Origin of the sequence: Ferribacterium limneticum (assembly GCF_020510565.1) — a bacterium.
In the GTDB taxonomy this organism is placed as follows: domain Bacteria; phylum Pseudomonadota; class Gammaproteobacteria; order Burkholderiales; family Rhodocyclaceae; genus Azonexus; species Azonexus limneticus_B.
On record NZ_CP075189.1, the window covers coordinates 3,580,988 to 3,598,823 of the forward strand.

The 17,836-nt window shown below is 61.7% G+C and carries 22 protein-coding genes, 1 tRNA gene and 1 other RNA gene; 16 read left to right on the forward strand and 8 right to left on the reverse strand.

What is annotated here, in order from left to right; translation table 11 throughout:
* Nucleotides 1-10: 10 nt before the first annotated feature.
* From KI610_RS17145 to KI610_RS17165, 5 genes are all read left to right on the forward strand, one after another.
* The gene (locus KI610_RS17145; RefSeq protein WP_226496159.1) at nucleotides 11-490 is read left to right on the forward strand and encodes a methylated-DNA--[protein]-cysteine S-methyltransferase; all 480 of its coding nucleotides are present in this window, start codon (nucleotides 11-13) and stop codon (nucleotides 488-490) included.
* Nucleotides 468-1,376: a site-specific tyrosine recombinase XerD gene (xerD, locus tag KI610_RS17150; RefSeq protein ID WP_226496160.1), complete on the forward strand. Its 909-nt coding sequence runs from the start codon at nucleotides 468-470 to the stop codon at nucleotides 1,374-1,376. Before KI610_RS17145 ends, xerD begins: the two co-directional genes overlap by 23 nt.
* Nucleotides 1,377-1,385: 9 nt before the next feature.
* A complete protein-coding gene (locus KI610_RS17155; protein WP_226496161.1) occupies nucleotides 1,386-1,577 on the forward strand; it encodes a hypothetical protein in 192 nt (63 codons plus the stop codon).
* Between the two features lie 32 nt (nucleotides 1,578-1,609).
* The gene (ybaK, locus tag KI610_RS17160; RefSeq protein WP_226496162.1) at nucleotides 1,610-2,101 is read left to right on the forward strand and encodes a Cys-tRNA(Pro) deacylase; all 492 of its coding nucleotides are present in this window, start codon (nucleotides 1,610-1,612) and stop codon (nucleotides 2,099-2,101) included.
* A 91-nt stretch (nucleotides 2,102-2,192) separates the two neighbouring features.
* Nucleotides 2,193-3,068: a ZIP family metal transporter gene (locus KI610_RS17165; protein ID WP_226496163.1), complete on the forward strand. Its 876-nt coding sequence runs from the start codon at nucleotides 2,193-2,195 to the stop codon at nucleotides 3,066-3,068.
* A gap of 72 nt (nucleotides 3,069-3,140) precedes the next feature.
* On the opposite strand, the gene KI610_RS17170 is transcribed toward KI610_RS17165, so the two are convergent.
* Nucleotides 3,141-3,491, reverse strand: coding sequence for a dihydroneopterin aldolase (locus tag KI610_RS17170; protein ID WP_226403686.1), 351 nt, complete (start codon nucleotides 3,489-3,491; stop codon nucleotides 3,141-3,143).
* A gap of 75 nt (nucleotides 3,492-3,566) precedes the next feature.
* Between KI610_RS17170 and plsY the strand changes: the two genes are divergently transcribed.
* The 3 genes from plsY to KI610_RS17185 all read left to right on the forward strand — a co-directional run bounded on the left by plsY (nucleotide 3,567) and on the right by KI610_RS17185 (nucleotide 6,193).
* Nucleotides 3,567-4,163 (forward strand): glycerol-3-phosphate 1-O-acyltransferase PlsY, encoded by a 597-nt coding sequence (gene plsY / locus KI610_RS17175; RefSeq protein WP_226496164.1) that lies wholly within the window; start codon nucleotides 3,567-3,569, stop codon nucleotides 4,161-4,163.
* Nucleotides 4,164-4,484: 321 nt separating this feature from the next.
* Nucleotides 4,485-4,985: a thiol peroxidase gene (tpx, locus tag KI610_RS17180; RefSeq protein ID WP_226496165.1), complete on the forward strand. Its 501-nt coding sequence runs from the start codon at nucleotides 4,485-4,487 to the stop codon at nucleotides 4,983-4,985.
* Between the two features lie 440 nt (nucleotides 4,986-5,425).
* On the forward strand, nucleotides 5,426-6,193 hold the full coding sequence (locus KI610_RS17185) for an MgtC/SapB family protein (protein ID WP_226496166.1): 768 nt from the start codon (nucleotides 5,426-5,428) through the stop codon (nucleotides 6,191-6,193).
* Here the strand turns inward: KI610_RS17185 and tsaD are convergent.
* Nucleotides 6,190-7,212 (reverse strand): tRNA (adenosine(37)-N6)-threonylcarbamoyltransferase complex transferase subunit TsaD, encoded by a 1,023-nt coding sequence (gene tsaD / locus KI610_RS17190; RefSeq protein WP_226496167.1) that lies wholly within the window; start codon nucleotides 7,210-7,212, stop codon nucleotides 6,190-6,192. The genes KI610_RS17185 and tsaD overlap by 4 nt on opposite strands.
* Before the next feature lie 138 nt (nucleotides 7,213-7,350).
* On the opposite strand from tsaD, the gene rpsU reads away from it, so the two are divergent.
* From rpsU to KI610_RS17220, 6 genes are all read left to right on the forward strand, one after another.
* Nucleotides 7,351-7,563, forward strand: coding sequence for a 30S ribosomal protein S21 (gene rpsU / locus KI610_RS17195; RefSeq protein ID WP_226496168.1), 213 nt, complete (start codon nucleotides 7,351-7,353; stop codon nucleotides 7,561-7,563).
* A gap of 73 nt (nucleotides 7,564-7,636) precedes the next feature.
* Complete coding sequence (locus tag KI610_RS17200; RefSeq protein WP_226496169.1) at nucleotides 7,637-8,083, forward strand: GatB/YqeY domain-containing protein; 447 nt, start codon at nucleotides 7,637-7,639, stop codon at nucleotides 8,081-8,083.
* 15 nt (nucleotides 8,084-8,098) lie between these two features.
* Nucleotides 8,099-9,835, forward strand: a complete 1,737-nt coding sequence (gene dnaG / locus KI610_RS17205; protein WP_226496170.1) for a DNA primase — start codon at nucleotides 8,099-8,101, stop codon at nucleotides 9,833-9,835.
* A 46-nt stretch (nucleotides 9,836-9,881) separates the two neighbouring features.
* Entirely contained in the window at nucleotides 9,882-11,858 is a 1,977-nt protein-coding gene (rpoD, locus tag KI610_RS17210) for an RNA polymerase sigma factor RpoD (RefSeq protein WP_404827420.1), read from the forward strand.
* A 7-nt stretch (nucleotides 11,859-11,865) separates the two neighbouring features.
* Nucleotides 11,866-11,942 (forward strand) — tRNA-Ile (locus KI610_RS17215).
* Nucleotides 11,943-12,075: 133 nt separating this feature from the next.
* On the forward strand, nucleotides 12,076-12,327 hold the full coding sequence (locus KI610_RS17220) for a transcriptional regulator (RefSeq protein WP_226403662.1): 252 nt from the start codon (nucleotides 12,076-12,078) through the stop codon (nucleotides 12,325-12,327).
* A gap of 37 nt (nucleotides 12,328-12,364) precedes the next feature.
* On the opposite strand, the gene arfB is transcribed toward KI610_RS17220, so the two are convergent.
* The 5 genes from arfB to KI610_RS17245 form a co-directional block, all read right to left on the reverse strand.
* On the reverse strand, nucleotides 12,365-12,766 hold the full coding sequence (gene arfB / locus KI610_RS17225; RefSeq protein ID WP_226496172.1) for an alternative ribosome rescue aminoacyl-tRNA hydrolase ArfB: 402 nt from the start codon (nucleotides 12,764-12,766) through the stop codon (nucleotides 12,365-12,367).
* The gene (locus tag KI610_RS17230; RefSeq protein WP_226496173.1) at nucleotides 12,763-13,575 is read right to left on the reverse strand and encodes an anti-sigma factor family protein; all 813 of its coding nucleotides are present in this window, start codon (nucleotides 13,573-13,575) and stop codon (nucleotides 12,763-12,765) included. The genes arfB and KI610_RS17230 overlap by 4 nt, the downstream gene beginning before the upstream one ends.
* Nucleotides 13,572-14,015 (reverse strand): RNA polymerase sigma factor, encoded by a 444-nt coding sequence (locus tag KI610_RS17235; RefSeq protein ID WP_404827421.1) that lies wholly within the window; start codon nucleotides 14,013-14,015, stop codon nucleotides 13,572-13,574. Before KI610_RS17235 ends, KI610_RS17230 begins: the two co-directional genes overlap by 4 nt.
* A 64-nt stretch (nucleotides 14,016-14,079) precedes the next feature.
* Nucleotides 14,080-14,466 carry a COG4315 family predicted lipoprotein gene (locus tag KI610_RS17240; protein ID WP_226496175.1) on the reverse strand — a complete coding sequence of 129 codons (387 nt, stop codon included), beginning with the start codon at nucleotides 14,464-14,466 and terminating at the stop codon, nucleotides 14,080-14,082.
* A gap of 52 nt (nucleotides 14,467-14,518) precedes the next feature.
* A complete protein-coding gene (locus KI610_RS17245) occupies nucleotides 14,519-15,685 on the reverse strand; it encodes a methyltransferase (protein ID WP_404827422.1) in 1,167 nt (388 codons plus the stop codon).
* A 303-nt stretch (nucleotides 15,686-15,988) separates the two neighbouring features.
* Here KI610_RS17245 and KI610_RS17250 point away from each other — a divergent pair, with 303 nt between their 5' ends.
* Entirely contained in the window at nucleotides 15,989-16,651 is a 663-nt protein-coding gene (locus KI610_RS17250; RefSeq protein WP_226496177.1) for a nuclear transport factor 2 family protein, read from the forward strand.
* A 19-nt stretch (nucleotides 16,652-16,670) separates the two neighbouring features.
* Here the strand turns inward: KI610_RS17250 and rnpB are convergent.
* Nucleotides 16,671-17,077: RNase P RNA component class A (gene rnpB / locus KI610_RS17255), an RNA gene on the reverse strand.
* Nucleotides 17,078-17,278: 201 nt separating this feature from the next.
* On the opposite strand from rnpB, the gene KI610_RS17260 reads away from it, so the two are divergent.
* Nucleotides 17,279-17,836 carry an ankyrin repeat domain-containing protein gene (locus KI610_RS17260; RefSeq protein WP_226496178.1) on the forward strand — a complete coding sequence of 186 codons (558 nt, stop codon included), beginning with the start codon at nucleotides 17,279-17,281 and terminating at the stop codon, nucleotides 17,834-17,836.

Genomic DNA, 17,836 nt, shown 5'->3' on the forward strand with positions numbered 1-17,836 from the left:
CGGAGGCACCATGAAAACCAACGCCTATCAAGCCATCGTCGCCGCGCCTGGATTCTCGCTTGGCGTACAGTGCAGCGACGACGAAATCACCGGCATCGACTTTCTCGAACCACGCCCGGAAGTTGCCGCCACAACCCCACTTGCAGCCGAAGCCGCGCGTCAGCTCAAGGCCTACATCGCCGACCCAAAATTCACCTTCGGCCTGCCGCTGCGCCTGGTCGGCACCCATTTCCAGCGCCGCGTCTGGGAACAGATTTCGGCCATTCCGACCGGCCGGACCCACACCTACGGCGAAGTGGCGAAAAATATCAAGAACGCCCCGCGTGCTGTTGGCCAGGCCTGTGGCTCGAATCCTTACCCGGTTGTCGTGCCATGCCACCGCGTCGTCGCCACCGGCGGCGGGCTCGGCGGTTTTGCCCGCGAGCGCGGCGGTTTCCTGCTCGACGTCAAACGCTGGCTATTGACGCATGAATCCAGCCTCCCAGGCTGACCTCGCCGAGATCGACAATTTCTGCGACGCCCTGTGGCTGGAAGACGGTCTGGCCAAGGCGACGCTGAACAGCTATCGCTCCGACCTCGGCCGGCTCTCCCTGTGGCTGGCCAACAACGCCCCCGAGCCCCTGCTTGACCTGCGCGAAACGACGCTGACCGGCTTCATCGCCCACCTCGCCAAGCAAACCCGGGCCAGTTCGCAGGCCCGCTACCTATCGACGCTACGCCGCTTCTACCGCTGGCAGCTCGGCCGCGGCCGCATCGTCGCCGACCCGACGCTCAAGCTGGCCAACCCGAGCCGCCCCTCGCGCCTGCCCAAGGTCATGTCGGAAAAACAGGTCGAAGCCCTGCTCGACGCGCCCGATCTCGACACCCCACTCGGCCTGCGCGACCGCGCCATGCTCGAAACCATCTACGCCACTGGACTGCGCGTCTCGGAACTGGTTGGCCTTCGCTTGCACGAAGTCAGCCTCGCCGACGGCGTCCTGCGTGCTCTTGGCAAGGGCAGCAAGGAGCGCCTGGTGCCGCTCGGCCAGTTGGCCATCGAGTGGATCAAGCGCTACCTCAACGAAGCCCGGCCGGACATCCTCAACGGCCAGCAAAGCGACGACCTGTTCGTCACCGCCCGCGGCGGTGCCATGACCCGCCAGGCTTTCTGGCACCTGATCAAGCGTTACGCACTGATCGCCGGCATCGCCCCGGAAAAGCTGTCGCCGCACGTCCTGCGCCACGCCTTCGCGACCCACCTGCTCAACCACGGCGCCGACCTCCGTGTCGTCCAACTGCTGCTCGGCCACGCCGACATTTCGACGACGCAGATTTATACCCACGTCGCCCGCGAACGGCTCAAGACGCTGCACGCGGTGCATCACCCGCGCGGTTGAAAGAGGCCCATGTCATCGCCGCGTTGCAACCAGTGCGCCCACTATTTCATCACCCACGAATTGCCGTTCCGCTATGGCTGCCGCGCCCTCGATTTCAAAAGCCGGCGCCGGCCCGAACTTGATGTGATCGCTTCCTCGGGGCAAGCCTGTCTCTATTTTCAGCCCAAGACGCCCGCCAATCTGTCTCGGCGGGAGATGTAAAATCAGTCAAGAACATTGAAACCCGTCACGCCATGGCAAAACCAGAACACGCCCCCGAAACGCAAGCCACCAAGTTCCTCAAGGCGAACAAGGTGGCCTTCTCGACCCATCTCTACGATTACGAGGAACACGGCGGCACCAAGGTGTCGGCGCGCGAACTCAACGTCGATGAACATGCGGTCGTCAAAACTTTGGTTTTCGAGGACGAGAACGCCAAGCCGCTGATCGTCCTCATGCACGGCGACTGCAAGGTGTCGACCAAGGAACTGGCGCGGCAGATCGGCTGCAAGAAGGTCGAGCCGTGCAAGCCGGAGGTGGCCAACCGCCACACCGGCTTCCTGGTTGGCGGCACCAGTCCCTTCGGCACCAAGAAGGCGATGCCGGTGCATATCGAAAAGACCATCCTCGATCTGCCGCTGATCTACATCAACGGCGGAAAACGCGGCTTTCTGGTCGGCGTCCATCCGCACGACATCCTGCGCACACTGCAGCCGAAGGTGGTCGAGGCGGCGCTCAAGGGATGATTGCCAATAACAATCGACGGTATTTAATCAATCGATTGGAGCTATAGCTCCGCAGTTCGTAAAGTGGCACTCAAGACAAAGGAGCGCCACCATGACCCAACTCGTTATCCAGCACTATGCCCGGCCGACCGCCCGTCGCCACCTCTGGGTCGGCATGGCGATGGCCGTTGTTGCCATCGCCTTCGGCATCGAACAGGCCGTCCATTGGCTCGCTGCCCACCCGATGGCCGCCAAGGGGCTTGAAGCCAGCCTGTTGGCCGGCGCGGCAACCGGGCTTGGCGCCATTCCCGTGCTCATGCTCCGTCGCCCGTCGGAACGGCTGATGGCCCCGATGCTCGGCCTGGCCGGCGGCATGATGCTCGCCGCCAGCCTTTTCTCGCTCCTCGTCCCGGCCGTGCAGACGGTGATGGCCAGCGATGCCGTGTGGTCGCTCGGCATGGCCACGGCCGGCGCCTTGCTGGCTGGCATCGCGGCCATGCAGATGCTGGATCGGCGCTTGCCGCACGAACACGTCGAAGAAATCGAAAGCAGCGGCATGCAACCCAACGTCGCCCTCGTCGTCGCCGCCATCGCCATCCACAACGTGCCGGAAGGCTTGGCGGTGGGCGTCGCGGCAGCGGCAGGCGCCGACCACGGCATGAGCCTCGGCATCGCCTTGCAGAACATCCCGGAAGGCTGGATCGTCGCCAGCGCCATGGTGGCGCTGGGTGCCGCGCCTTTACGGGCCACCCTGATCGCGCTGGGCACCGGCCTCGTCGAACCGGTCGGCGGCTTGTTCGGGGTCATCGCCAGCACCGTCGCCGGCGCCGCCTTACCAATGGCGCTCGCCGCAGCGGCCGGGGCGATGCTCTGGGTGGTCAGCCACGAAATGATTCCGGCCTCGCACAAACCGGGGCGAGTCGGCGCCGGAACGGCTGGATTGGCCACCGGTTTCGCCGTGATGACGGTGCTGGCGGCGGCGTTTTAGCCGGCCCTGGGCATTCCCACGGTCAACCGTAAAAAATGGCCAAAATTGAAATGGCCCGATGAGGCCAAACGCTCAGAGCGAGCGTTCGATAATCACGCCGACGCGCTTGACGCCCGGCATCATGCCGAGCTTGGCGACCGACACGCGGACCCAGTGCACGGCGAAGGTTTCCAGCACGTAGCTCGCCACGTGTTCGGCCAGCGCCTCGATCAGATTGAAGTGCACGGCGGCCAGATCGGCCCGCAGGCGGTCGACCACCACGGCGTAATCGACCGTGTCGCGAATGTCGTCGCTGGCCCCGGCTGAAGCGGTCGACACGCCAATTTGCAAAGAGATTTCGACCGTCTGCGGCATGGCCTTTTCGCGCGGATAAATGCCTATCCAGGTTTCAGCACGCAGTTCTTCGAGGAAAATGATGTCCATAAGGCGGTCGACCGCAGCAGCGGTGTAAAATTTGGCGCGATTGTACCCCAGCGACCAAAGCCACCTAAGCGCCCCATGCAAATTGCCCTCGCCCTCGTTACCGCCTACCTGCTCGGCTCCGTTCCCTTCGCCATGATTTCCTCCAAGCTCTTCGGGCTGGCCGACCCGCGCACCTACGGTTCGGGCAACCCGGGCGCCACCAACGTGCTGCGCAGTGGCAACAAGAAGGCCGCGCTATTCACCCTGCTCGGCGATGCCCTCAAGGGCTGGGCCGCCGTCTTCATCGCGCAGCAGATGGGCTTTTCGAGCACCGTCATCGGCCTCGTCGCACTCGCCGTCTTCCTCGGCCATCTCTACCCGATCTTCCTCAAATTCAAGGGCGGCAAGGGCGTCGCCACCGCCGCCGGCGTGCTCATCGCGCTCGACCCGCTGCTCGGCCTCGCCGTCGCCGGCACCTGGCTGTTCATGGCCTACGCCTTCCGCTACTCATCGCTGGCCGCCGTCATCGCTGCCGCCATGGCCCCGGTCATTTCCGTGCTGATGCACGGCGGCAACGGCCAGACGGTCGTCGTCGGCATCCTCGGCATGGCCCTGATCGGCAAGCATTGGCAGAACATCCAGCGCCTGATGGCCGGCCAGGAATCGAAGATCGGCAGCAAGAAAAAGGCTTGAGGCCAAGGCCTCGCCACAACAACGCCGGTTCGCCGGCGTTTTTTGCGTCGGCGCGATAGCCAATTCCAATCCATCGCATTCGATCAATCGATTGGATCACTAAATCCGCGCTGCCTACACTGAGGTCACCAGGTCATCACGACCCGAACCACTTCAGGAGGCCACCATGATTTCGAATTTCATTGATCGCTGGTTCGACGAGCTGGCATGGCAACCCTACGTCGACATCCTGGCGACCCTGCCCGACAACTTCTGAGCAATGAACCAAAATGGAGCGCCCCCGTCAAACGGTGCCTCCGTTCCAAACACCAAGGAAAACCCATGACCCAAAGCGTCACCCTCGGCGGCAACGCCATCACCGTCGCCGGCAAATTCCCGCAAAAGGGCGACACGGCCCCCGCCTTTTCGCTGGTCGCCAAGGATCTGTCCGACGTCGCCCTCGCCAGCTTCGCCGGCACACGCAAGATCCTCAACATTTTCCCGAGCATCGACACGCCGACCTGCGCCACATCTGTCCGCCAGTTCAACACCAAGGCGAGCGGATTGCCGAACGCCGTCGTCCTGTGCATCTCGGCCGACCTGCCCTTCGCCCAGGCCCGCTTTTGCGGCGCAGAAGGTCTCGATAACGTCGTCAACCTGTCCACCCTGCGCGGCCGCGAGTTCATCGAAGCCTACGGCGTCGCCATCACCAGCGGCCCGCTGGCCGGGCTGACCGCCCGCGCCGTCGTCGTCCTCGACGAAAACGACAAGGTCATCCACAGTGAACTGGTCAGCGAAATCAAGAACGAACCCGACTACGCCGCAGCTCTGTCCGCCCTCTGAGACCAAGCCATGCTTTCAGGCACCTTCGATGAATTCAAGGCGCTAGCCCTCGCCGAAGGATTCGACGAGGTGCTTGAACGCACCTGGCCCGCCGATGCCGTGCTCGATTCGCACAATCACCCGTTCGCGGTAAAAGCCCGCGTCGTACACGGCGAAATGTGGCGACGGTCGATGCTGACACGTGGCCCCTCAAGGCCGGCGCCACCTACTGTGTGGCCCGTCGGAACTAAACGGAGGCCACCATGAGCAAGAAATGCTGCAAGCACCATCCGCCGTGCAAAGACTGCCCGAAGCTGAAAAAGAAGAAGAAAAAGAGTATCGCCACGGTCGACCGGAAATTTTGGCCAATTTTCAAATCGCTGCGTGACGATTAACGCCAAACCTTGCGGCAGGGGGCGAATTGGAGAACACTGAGCGCCATCGCCCAGCGGACGCCAAGCATGCACGCCCTTTCAGTTGAAGCGCTGTCCAGTTACTGGTCGGCCAACGAAATTGCCACCAACATCATCGTCTTCATGAACCTGGTCGGCGCCCTGCTGCTCGGCTTCATCCTTGGCTACGAACGCTCCTACCACGGCCGTGCCGCCGGCATGCGGACCTACGGACTGGTTTGCGTCGCCTCCTGCGCCTGCACGGTCATTGCCGGTTACCCCGGTTCCTGGTACGGCGGCGCCGCGCTGCTCCAGGCCGGTGGTGCCGCCGTTCCCATGCCGGATCCGACGCGGGTCATCCAGGGTATCGTCACCGGTGTCGGCTTCCTCGGCGCCGGTGTCATCATGAAGGAAGGCCTCAACATCAGCGGCCTGACCACCGCCGCCTCGATCTGGTCGGCATCGGTCATCGGCATCCTGGTCGGTATCGGTTTCTACGGCGCCGCCATCCTGCTCACGCTGCTCTCGGCCGCTTGCATGCTCTATGTTTCCAAGCTCGAAGCCTGGCTACCATCGCGCCACGCCATCTCGGTCAGCCTGCGTTTCTTGCCTGAATTCATGCCACAGGAAGTCTACATCCGGAAAGCCCTGCTCGATATGGGCTACGAAGTGGCCGGTGGCTCGTTTTCCGTTGGCTACCATGGCCGCGCCCAGGAATGGCGTTTTGTCGCGGTGGCCCTCGGCCAGGGCATCGGCAAACCACTCGCCGAAATGCCCGTCAAGCTGATCGGACTCGACGGCGTCGACAGCTTCAACGTCGCCCACGCCCGGAATTAACCGATCAAATCGCTCAACGGCCAGCGCGGCTGAATGGCAAAACTGCCCGCCGCCTTGGCCGGCGTTCCGGCCTGCAGGCGCAGGCAACCGGCCAGCGCGATCATCGCGCCGTTATCGGTACAGAACTCCAGCTCCGGGTAATAAACGCTGAACCGCTTGCGCCGTGCCTCGTCGTCGAGCGTCGCCCGCAACTGCTTGTTGGCGCCAACGCCACCGGCCACCACCAACTGCTTGAGGCCGGTCTGCTTCATCGCCTTGAGCGATTTCTTGACCAGCACCTCGACAATGGCCTCCTGAAAAGCCCGCGCCGCATCAGCCTTGAAAGGCTCACTCATGTCCTCGGCGTGCTCACGCACCAGCGTCAGCACCGCCGTCTTGAGCCCGGAAAAACTGAAACTCAGATCACCCGAATGCAGCATCGGCCGCGGCAATTCATAAACCCCCGGCGTGCCCGACTCAGCCAGCTTCGACAGCAAGGCACCACCCGGATAGGGCAGGCCGAGCAGCTTCGCGCTCTTGTCGAAAGCCTCGCCGGCCGCATCATCCAGCGTCTCGCCGAGCAGTTCGTACTCGCCGACGCCGGTCACCCGCATCAATTGCGTGTGACCGCCAGAGACCAGCAAGGCGACAAACGGAAAGGTCGGCGGCGTGGCCGACAACAGCGGCGACAACAAATGCCCTTCGAGGTGATGCACCGGAATGGTCGGCTTGTCGATGGCCAGCGCCAACGCTTCGGCAAAGGCGCAACCAACGAGCAGCGCCCCGGCCAGCCCCGGACCGCGCGTGTAGGCCACGGCATCGACCTCGTCGAGCGAGCGATTGCCCTGCGCCAGCGCCTCACGCAGCAAGGGCACGACGCGCCGGATGTGATCGCGCGAAGCCAGTTCGGGAACGACACCACCGTACTCGGCGTGCATCGCCACTTGCGAGTGGAGCGCATGCGACAGGAGGCCGGCTGCGCTGTCGTAGAGCGCAATACCGGTTTCGTCGCAGGAAGATTCAATACCAAGAACTAGCATGGCGTCGATTTTAACACTTGGACCAACAAGGTTTTCTCGCATATACTGTTGGGCTACCCGCAAAGTCTGCGGAACAAATTTTGCGCGCACTGCCTTTCACTTGACCTGGCAGGCGCCTAACGGAAGGGGGTGATTTATATGCCAAACGTTCGTGTCAAGGAAAATGAGCCGTTCGAAGTTGCGATCCGCCGCTTCAAGCGCACCGTCGAAAAAACGGGTCTGCTGACCGAGCTGCGCGCCCGTGAGTTTTACGAAAAGCCCACCGCCGAGCGCAAGCGTAAGGCTGCCGCTGCTGTCAAACGCCAGCACAAGCGCCTCCGTAGCCTGACCCTGCCGCCGAAACTTTTCTAATCAGAAAAATTTCGCAGCACAAAAGAGCCGCCCGCCCAACAGCTGGCGGCTCTTTGCTTTAAGAAAGCCGAAAATGAGTTTGAAAGCACGCATCACCGAAGACATGAAGTCGGCCATGAAGGCCAAGGAAACGGCCAAGCTGAGCGCGATTCGTCTGCTGCTCGCCGCCCTCAAGCAAAAGGAAGTCGACGAGCGCATTGAACTCGATGACACCGCCGTCGTCGCCATCATCGAAAAGCTGACCAAGCAGCGCAAGGACAGCGTCACCCAGTACGAAGCTGCCGGTCGCCAGGAACTGGCCGACGCCGAAAAATTTGAAATCGCCGTCCTCGCTGTCTATCTGCCGGAAAAAATGAGCACCGAGGAAACCGCCGCGGCGGTCGCCGCCGCTGTTGCTGCCACTGGCGCCAAAGGCCCGGCCGACATGGGCAAGCTGATGGCAGTGCTCAAGCCGCAACTGGCCGGCAAGGCCGACATGGCCGAGGTTTCGAAACTGGTCAAAGCGGCGCTAGCCGGTTAAGCCGCGAGGCACGTCGTGATTCCGGATTCTTTTATCCAGGATCTGCTGGCCCGGGTCGACATCGTCGACCTGGTGGACAGCTACGTACCACTCAAGAAAGCGGGTGCCAATTACGCCGCCTGCTGCCCTTTCCACAATGAAAAATCGCCGTCCTTCACGGTCAGCCCGACCAAGCAGTTCTACCATTGCTTCGGCTGCGGCGCCCACGGCACGGCAATCAGCTTCGTCATGGAATACCAGGGCCTCGGCTTCGTCGATGCCGTCAAGGATCTCGCCACTCGCGCCGGCATGCAGGTGCCGGAAAGCGAAGGGCGCAGCTTCAAGGACGAAAAGCCCGGCCAGACGCGAACGCTGATCGAGATCATGGCGCGCGCCGCGCAGTACTACAAAGACCAGCTCAAGCAGTCACCGAAAGCCATCGAATATTGCAAGAAACGCGGCTTGACCGGAGAAATCGCCGCCCGCTTCGGCATGGGCTACGCGCCGGATGGCTGGCAGAATCTGCAGGGAGTTTTCCCCGACTACAACGCTGACGAACTGAAGGTCGCCGGACTGGTCATCGAAAACGAGTCCGGCCGCCGCTACGACCGTTTCCGCGACCGCCTGATGATTCCAATCATCAATCCCAAGGGCGAGATCATCGCCTTCGGCGGCCGTATCATCGACCAGGGCGAACCGAAATACCTCAATTCGCCGGAAACACCGCTCTTCGAAAAGGGCCGCGAACTGTTCGGTCTGCCGCAAGCCCGTCAGACCCTGCGCGAAACCGACACCGCCATCGTCACCGAAGGCTACATGGACGTCATCGCGCTGGCCCAGAACGGCGTCGGCAACGCCGTCGCCACACTCGGCACGGCCACAACCGCCACCCACGTCACCAAGCTGCTACGCCAGGTCGACCGCATCGTTTTCTGTTTCGACGGCGACAACGCCGGGCGTAAAGCGGCGTGGCGGGCCCTGGAAAACTCGCTAGAAGCACTGGCCGACAACAAGCGTCTGGCCTTCATCTTCCTGCCCCAGGAACATGACCCGGACAGCTACATCCGCGAATTCGGCAAGGAACAGTTCGACCGGCAAGTCATCCAGGCCATGCCGCTCTCCGACTTCCTGCTGCGCGAACTGGCCCAGCGCTGCGACCTGACCAGCTCTGAAGGCAAGGCGCAACTGATCTACGAAGCCAAGCCGCTGCTGCTCAAACTGCCGACGCCGTTGCTGCGCCTGCAGTTAGTCAAGCGCTTGGCCGAAGCCAGCGGCTTTGCCCAGGGTGAAGTCGAGCGCCTGTGCGAACTCAAATCCTACACGCCGTCCGCCCCGCCCAAGGCCAAGCGGACCGCGCCGTCGCTGACCCGCAACCTGCTGCGCATCGTGTTGCACAAGCCGCAACTGGCCAGCCAGCTGCCGATCGATCTTCTGCCCGACACCCCTGAGCGCGCCGCGCTGATTCGCCTGCACGACCTGGTCAGCGCCAACGATGATGCCAGCAGCTACGCCGGGATACGTGAGCAATTGCGTGGCCAACCGGAGGAAAGCATGATCGAAAACGCCGCATCGGAACTTCTCGGCCAGCCGTTTGACGAAGATGAAGCAGACGAAGAGTTTCGCGACACCCTCGACAAGTTGCAGGAAGGCGGCCAGAAACGTGCTTTTGCCGAATTGCAGGCGAAAGCCCATCAATTTGGCGTGGCCGGACTCAGCGCTGCGGAAAAAATGGCTTACATACAACTGCTCAGCAAGCAAGCAAATCGCAGCTAAGTTGTGGTAAAATTTATGGTTTTCTCGAATTCTATGGATCGTGTTCATGGCTAAGGCAAAAGACCCCGTTAAGGAAGCCCCGAAGGCTCGCATCAGCAAGGCCAAGGAGAAGGCAGCCGAGAAGGCGCTGCTGCAAGGCCAGATGGCTGAAGCCCCCGAACCGCTCGACGCCGAAGCGCGCAAGACGCGCCTCAAGACGCTGATCAAGCTCGGCAAGGAGCGCGGCTACCTGACCTACGCCGAGATCAACGACCACCTGCCGGACGACGTGGTCGACGCCGAAAGTATCGAAGCGATCATTTCGACCTTCAGCGAAATGAGCATCCAGGTTTTCGACGAAGCCCCGGCTGCCGAAGACCTGCTGATGTCGGACACCGCTGCCGTTGCTGCCGATGACGAAGAAGTCGAAGCGCAAGCTGAACAGGCGTTGTCCACCGTCGATTCCGAATTCGGCCGCACCACCGACCCGGTCCGCATGTACATGCGCGAGATGGGCACGGTTGAACTCCTCACCCGCGAAGGCGAAATCGAGATCGCCAAGCGCATCGAGGAAGGCCTCAAGCACATGATCCAGGCGATTTCCGCCTGCCCGACCACGATTACCGACATTCTCGACATGGCCGCCAAGGTCGAGAACGACGAGATGCGCATCGACGAACTGGTCGATGGCCTGATCGACCCGAACGCCACCGAAGAAGTCGCCGCAGCTCCCGAAATGCCCGAAGCCGAAGAAGAGGAAACGGACGACGAGGATGAGGACGGCGACGGAGGTGCCGCTGGCGCTGCTTCCGCCTCGCTGCTGCAACTCAAGACCGATGCCCTGGAGCGTTTCAAGGCCATCAAGAGCGTGCATGCCAAGATGCAGAAGCTGCTGTCGAGCAAGGGCCCGCATGACAAGGCCTACCTCAAACTGCAACAGCAGATTTCCGATGAACTGCTCAACATCCGCTTCACCTCGCGCTCGATCGAACGCCTGTGCGACAGCGTGCGCGGCATGGTCGAACAGATTCGCGGCTCCGAGCGCAAGATTCAGCAAATCTGCGTCGACCGCGTCAAGATGCCACGTCCGCACTTTATCCAGACCTTCCCGGGCAAGGAAACGACGCTGGAGTGGGTGGACGCCGAAATCGCCGCCGCCCCCAAGACCTACCTGGCCATCCTGACGCGCTGTGCACCGGACATCAAGGAAGAGCAGAAGAAGCTGATCGCCCTCCAGGATCGCATCGGCATTCCGCTCAAGGACCTCAAGGACATCAACAAGCAGATGTCCACCGGTGAAGCCAAGGCCCGTCGCGCCAAGCGCGAAATGACCGAGGCCAACCTGCGTCTGGTCATCTCGATTGCCAAGAAATACACCAACCGCGGCCTGCAGTTCCTCGACCTCATCCAGGAAGGCAACATCGGCCTCATGAAGGCCGTGGACAAGTTCGAATACCGTCGCGGCTACAAGTTCTCGACCTACGCCACGTGGTGGATCCGTCAGGCCATCACGCGCTCCATCGCCGACCAGGCGCGGACCATCCGCATCCCGGTGCACATGATCGAAACGATCAACAAGATGAACCGGATCAGCCGCCAGATCCTGCAGGAAACGGGTGCCGAACCCGATCCGGCAACGCTGGCCAAGAAGATGGACATGCCGGAAGACAAGATCCGCAAGATCATGAAGATTTCCAAGGAGCCGATCTCCATGGAAACCCCGATCGGCGACGACGACGACTCGCATCTTGGCGATTTCATCGAAGATCAGCTGACCCTGGCGCCGGCCGATGCAGCCATGTACTCCAGCCTGCGCGGCGTCACCAAGGAAATCCTCGACACGCTGACGACGAGGGAGGCCAAGGTCCTGCGCATGCGCTTCGGTATCGAAATGAACACCGACCACACGCTGGAAGAAGTCGGCAAACAGTTCGACGTCACCCGCGAGCGTATCCGCCAAATTGAAGCCAAGGCGCTGCGCAAGCTGCGTCACCCAACCCGCTCCGACAAGCTGCGCAGCTTCCTGGACCAAAACGGCAACTAAGCTTTCCGGGCCTGTAGCTCAGTTGGTTAGAGCAGAGGACTCATAATCCTTTGGTCCACGGTTCAAGTCCGTGCAGGCCCACCAACTTGCAGTTCTGCGACCAAGCCTCCGGGCTTGGCCGCATGTTTCAGAAGTACCCGGTAGGCACTTCGACGAAAGCCCCGTTGCTGACGCGAAGTGGCAGGTTTTTTAGGCATTTTTTGTAAAGGCATTCGACATGAATACAGAATCCATCCTCACGCACCTCAAGAAGCACGGCCAATTGCTCGATGCTGATATTGCGAAAGGCACAGGCATTGCGTTGTCGGATGTTCGTACATCGATCCTCGAACTGTCCGCTCAAAAAGCCATTTCGGTATGCAGCATGACGACGTTCAAGAACGGCACGCCGACCGAAGGCATGTTCTGCCGCGTTTCCGGCTACATGCCGTCAGCCGCTCCGGGCCGCAAGCCGGGCGTCAAGACCTAAATAAAAGGGTCAGCCAGGCTGACCCAAAAGCTTCCTGCTATTCACTAACGCGGCCGCGCTGTAGTTTGACCTGGCCGCGTTTTATTTTGCTCTCGATGCGCTTGCGCTGTGCGCTTCGGCTGGGCTTGGTTGGCCGCCGGACAACCGGCACAAAGGCCGCCGCGGCAATCAGTTCGCGCAAGCGAACCAGCCCGTCTTCGCGGTTGCGCTCAAGGCTGCGATGCTTTTGTGCCTTGATGACGACGATGCCATCGCTACTGATCCGCTGATCGCGCATGGCCCGCAGCTTTTCCTTGATTTCACCGGGCAGGCTGGAGGCTGCGATATCAAAGCGCAAATGCACGGCGTTCGACACCTTGTTGACGTTCTGCCCGCCCGCGCCTTGAGCGCGGATGGCGGTGAATTCAACTTCGCTTTCGTTCAAAACAAGGGCGTTCATTTTTTTGCTTCGAGTTGGTCGTAAACCGCCGTCGCCACTTTGGCCAGTTCGCCCTTGGCGGTGCTCGCCGACAGGGCGTAGCCGAATTTACCATCGACCCAGTAGAAAACGTTGACCTGCCCTTCGCGGGCGAAACGGAAGCCGGTTTCGGGCTGGGTTGCATTTTCGGTCGTCACGTACAGCGTCATGCGCTGGCCGGTGGCCTCCTGATACATGAACTGGGCGACCGGGCCGGCATTGCCGGGGAGCAGACGGCCGCCAACCAGTTCGTAACCGAGGGCGCCGAGTTTGGGCGGACTGACCGGGGTACCGAGACGTTTGGACAACCATTTGACCAGCGCCTCCTCCTGATCGGCCGTGACCTCAACGGGGCGGCGCGCATCGGGGCTGTAAACCACGTGGGCGACGGCGGCCTGTCGGGATAGCGGCACGACGACCTGCGCCATGTGTTCGGCGCTCTGGTACTGACCATGCCCCAGCCAACCAGCGACACCGCCGAGCGTGGCGACAACCACACCGGCGGCTATCTGCTGCAGCGGCCAGGATTTCAAATTTGGCCATTTTTTCCGGTTGACCGTGGCATTCACCGGTTGCACGGTCAGCGCCTGCAAATGGTCCGGCAAAGGCTCGACCAGCACCGGATTGAACAACGCCTTGAGCGCCTCGTTCTGGGCGCGATAGGCGCGAACGCGTTCGGCGTCCTCGGGATAGAGAACCAGATAAGCTTCGATCTCGGCCCGCCGCGCTGGCGTCAAGGCGCCGTCGACGTAGGCGTGCAGGTCGTCTTCGGTGATATTGAGCGGGCTCATCGTACAACCCTCAAATTGGCGCCAGACTGCCGGCCTTCCATGATCTGGCGCAAGCGTTCGCGTCCACGCGACAGGCGGGACATCACGGTGCCGATCGGAATGCCCAGCGCTGCGGCGATTTCGGCATAAGTCATTTCCTCCAGCCCGACGAGCAACAGCACTTCACGCTGGTCGTCCGGCAATTGGCGGAGGGCGGACTCGATATCCATCACTTCGAGCCGGTCGTTTTGGGTAGCGCGCGTCGGCACCTCGCAGGCATCGTCGTCGAGCGAATGGGTCGGCAAGCTGCCGCACCGCAGTTGGTCTACGCGCAGGTTGTGCATGATGCCGAACAGCCAGGCCCGCAAATCGCTGCCCGCCCGCCATTGAGCAAAGCGGTTCCAGGCGCGTTCAAGGGTGTCCTGCACGAGGTCGTCCGCCGCCGCGCGGTCGCCCAGCATCGCCCGCGCGTAACGGCGTAGGCGAGGCAATTCGGCGATGATCGCGCGGCTGTCCACGGTCTGCTTAAGGTTTAGCTACGTGCCAAACGTTGTTGAAGCCGTCACCGGTCTTGTCACCGGCCTTCTGGTCCTTGGCCCAGAAATACAGTGGCTTGCCCTTGAAGGCCCATTGTTTCTTGCCATCGTCGCGGGTGACAACACTGTAGTCGCCACTCGCCATGTCGCCATCCATGGCCATCAGCGGCGGCCAGTTGGCGGCGCACGGGCCGTTGCACATGCTCTTGCCGCTGCCGGCGGCATCCTTGTCGAAGACATAAAGCGTCATGCCATTGCTGCCGGTCAGCATGCCATCCGACACCATGGCCGGCGCAGCGGCACGCGTACCGACACCTGAACAAGCCGCCAGCGTGGCCGACATGAGCAGCGTGAGAAGCAGGTTTTTCGTTTTCATGATGATCTCCGTTGGTTTTGGGGGGCTACACCAAGGTATACGGAAGACGCATTCAGTTTATTCCATCGGCCCGGCCGAGCCGCCACAACGAAGTCACCTCGGCGGCCCGTGCCGCGTGCAGCGGATCACTCGCATCCTGCGCCTTGGGATGTTTCGGCCGGGTATCGAGACGGGCTATGACTTTCAACCCGGCCATCTCGATCCAGCCGAGCAGCTTTTGCCGCGAGCGCAGGCCGAGGTGTTCGGCGATATCCGAAATAATCAGCCAGCCCTCGCCATCGACCTCCAGATGCGAGGCCAGACGACCGAGAAAACCGCGCAACATGCGCGAGTCCGGATCATAGACCGCGTACTCGACCGGCGAAGTCGGCTGCGCCGGCAACCACGGTGGATTGCACACAACCAGTTTCGCCCGCCCTTCCGGGAACAGATCGGTCTTCACAAGGCGGATTGCTGCGGTCAACCCCAATTTTTCGACATTTTCGGAGGCGCAAGCCAAGGCGCGCTCGTTCATGTCGGTCGCGACGATCTGCTTGACACCACGCCGGGCCAGAATCGCCGCGATGATGCCGGAACCGGTGCCGATATCGAAGGCCAGATCACAATTGGCCGGCAACGGCGCCTTGGCAACGAGATCGACATACTCCCCGCGCACCGGCGAAAACACGCCGTAATGCGGATAGATGCGCCCCTCCACTGCCGGCACCGGCACGCCCTTCTTGCGCCATTCGTGGGCGCTGACGACAGCCAGCAACTCGCGTAAAGACAGCACGGAATCCTCGCCAGTCGGCGGCCCGTAAGCCTCGACGCAAGCCTGCCGGACATCCTGCGCTCGCCGTAGCGGAATGCTGTAATCGGCAGCGAGCGGCACCAGCAACAGGCCGAGCGCCTGCGCCCGTCGCCCCTGATTCCGGCGATGCAGATCGAATGCCTCGGCTGGCGTTGCCGGCTTTTTCTGGCTGCCCGACCGCGGTGGACGCTCGGCACGGCGACTCAAGCCCTGCAACAGATGGCGGGCGTTCTGCCAGTCGCCCCGCCACAGCATCGCCGTTCCCTCGCTGGCCAACTTCCAGGCAGCATCGACACTCAGGCGGTCATCGGCCACGACGACCTTGTCATGCGCCGGCAAGCCAGCCTCGGAGCGCCAGCGGGCGGATTTGGTCTCACTCCCTTCAAGCCAGGCGATAACAGGAAATTCAGTAGCAGTCATGGGACGCATTGTAGGGCAGAAGCGCAACACCAATCGCGAGCCGCTCCGATGTGAATATGCCAATCAACGAAACTGTGAATTATTCGATAGTCGATAAAAGCACGCAGGTTAACAATGTCAGCGAATCAGCACATTCGTCGCAGTACTCACCCCCAGAGGATCAGCCCTGTGGCCATTTCGCCCCCCCTCCCCGCCAGCGGCATCATCGAATCAGCAACCGCATTTTTCGCAAGCAGCGAGTCAAAAAGCGTCCGTTCAACCCACAGTCCGAGACACCCGGCCAATCCTGACAACAACAAACAGGAACGTGCCATGGCACGCCGTCTTGAGCAATTACAGGCAGCTCTGGGCGAACCGGACGCTTCGGGCACAGCAGCAGACCTCCCAAATACCCCGAAAACAAGCGACACCGGGAAATCCTTCGGGACTGGCTCCCTCATCCTCACCGCCCTGATTTCCGCCCTGTTTGGCGCAGGAATGATGTGGCTGGGCGCCCCTCACCAACAAGTTCCGGCCACCCCGCCCGTCCCCCTCCTGACATTGACAGCGCCCCCGACGGTCGCACCGGCGCCTCCCGAGTCCGCATTGATTGCGCCAGCTACGACAGAAATTAGCGACAAGGCGCAGGTTGGCGAGCTATTGGCTGGCTGGCGAAACGCGTGGGCACAACGCGACATCGCGAACTACCTGAACGCCTATAGCCAGAAATTTACGCCCGCCGACGGCAGTTCGCGCGAGGCGTGGGCAGCCGCAAGAACAAAGAAACTCTCGGCCGGCGCCCCGATCGACATCCAGATCCGCGAGCTCGGCATCGAGCGCCTCAACGCCGATCAGTTCAAGGCCACCTTCCTGCAGGACTATGCCGCGGGCAGCTATCGGGAAATGGCGCGGACCAAGGTTCTGCTGGTCATCCGCGAAAATGGCGAATGGAAAATCGCCAAGGAATGGATGACTGAAAACAAGATCGCGATGTAATGCGTAAAACGGTTCAGGATTGGAAAGTCGGCCGATAAGCCGGGTTCTGTTCCCCCCTTGCGGGGTTCGGCAATCATTCCTCTAGGCCTGCCGTTACCGACAGGCTCAAGCAACCTACCCGGAAGCAGCGCGGGCCACGCCTCAGCTTCCCTATTTGGTCTTGCTCCGGATGGGGTTTACCGTGCCGTCCGCCGTTACCGTGGACGCGGTGAGCTCTTACCTCGCCGTTTCACCCTTACCTGTGCGTCTTGCGACGCCATCGGCGGTCTATTCTCTGTTGCACTTTCCGTTGCCTTGGGTCGCCCGACTTTCGTCTGGCAACTTATAGCACCCAGCCGTTAACTGGCATCCCGCCCAATGGAGCCCGGACTTTCCTCCCGGCGCCGAAGTTTCCCCCGGACGCCCAGCGATTGCCTGGCCAACTTTCCGCTGCGGATTATACGCGCCTGCAAGCTAGCCCCGGGCCGCATTGTGGACACCAATAAAAAGCAGCCGAATCGCATCGCCCGACATCCGATTCGTGAAAAATCTGACAGCCGCTATCGCCATCCATGGCTATGCTTCGCGTCCGAGCGTCAAAAACAATGCAAAATAGATAGTCGCCGGTTTTTTCTGGAGAACAATTTCATGTCCATGCACAGCGCACTCAGGCGAGCCATCGAAAAGGGAAATCTTGATGCGGTCAAAGCAGCGCTCGATCACGGCGCCGTGATCGAGGAAGCCGACATGCACGGCGACCCCGGCCTGCCGATGCGGATCGCCTGTTTCAAGGGCCATGCCGACATCGTGCGCGAACTGATCGAACGCGGGGCCGACATCCATGCTCCCAACGCCCAGGGCGCCGGCGGCCCCATCCGCATGGCATCCCGGGGCCAGCATACGCATATCGTCGAGCTGCTTTTGGCCCATGGCGCCAAAGTACCAGAAGACCTCCAACTGCCGACCGCCAACGCCGGGGAACGTCGCAAACGAGGCGAACGAAGAAGGCGGGATATGGGCCCACCGAGCGACATTCGGGAAAGACGCCAGTCGCGCGAACGGCGCGTTACCTCGGTCCGCGAAGTCGAGTTGTCTGACCGGCAATGGGAACGTTACTTCGCCCAAACACAACCGAGTCCGCGGCCCTCGCATATTCACGATCCGGCCGACACCGTGTCGATGGTCTTCGACCGCGTCCGCGACTAA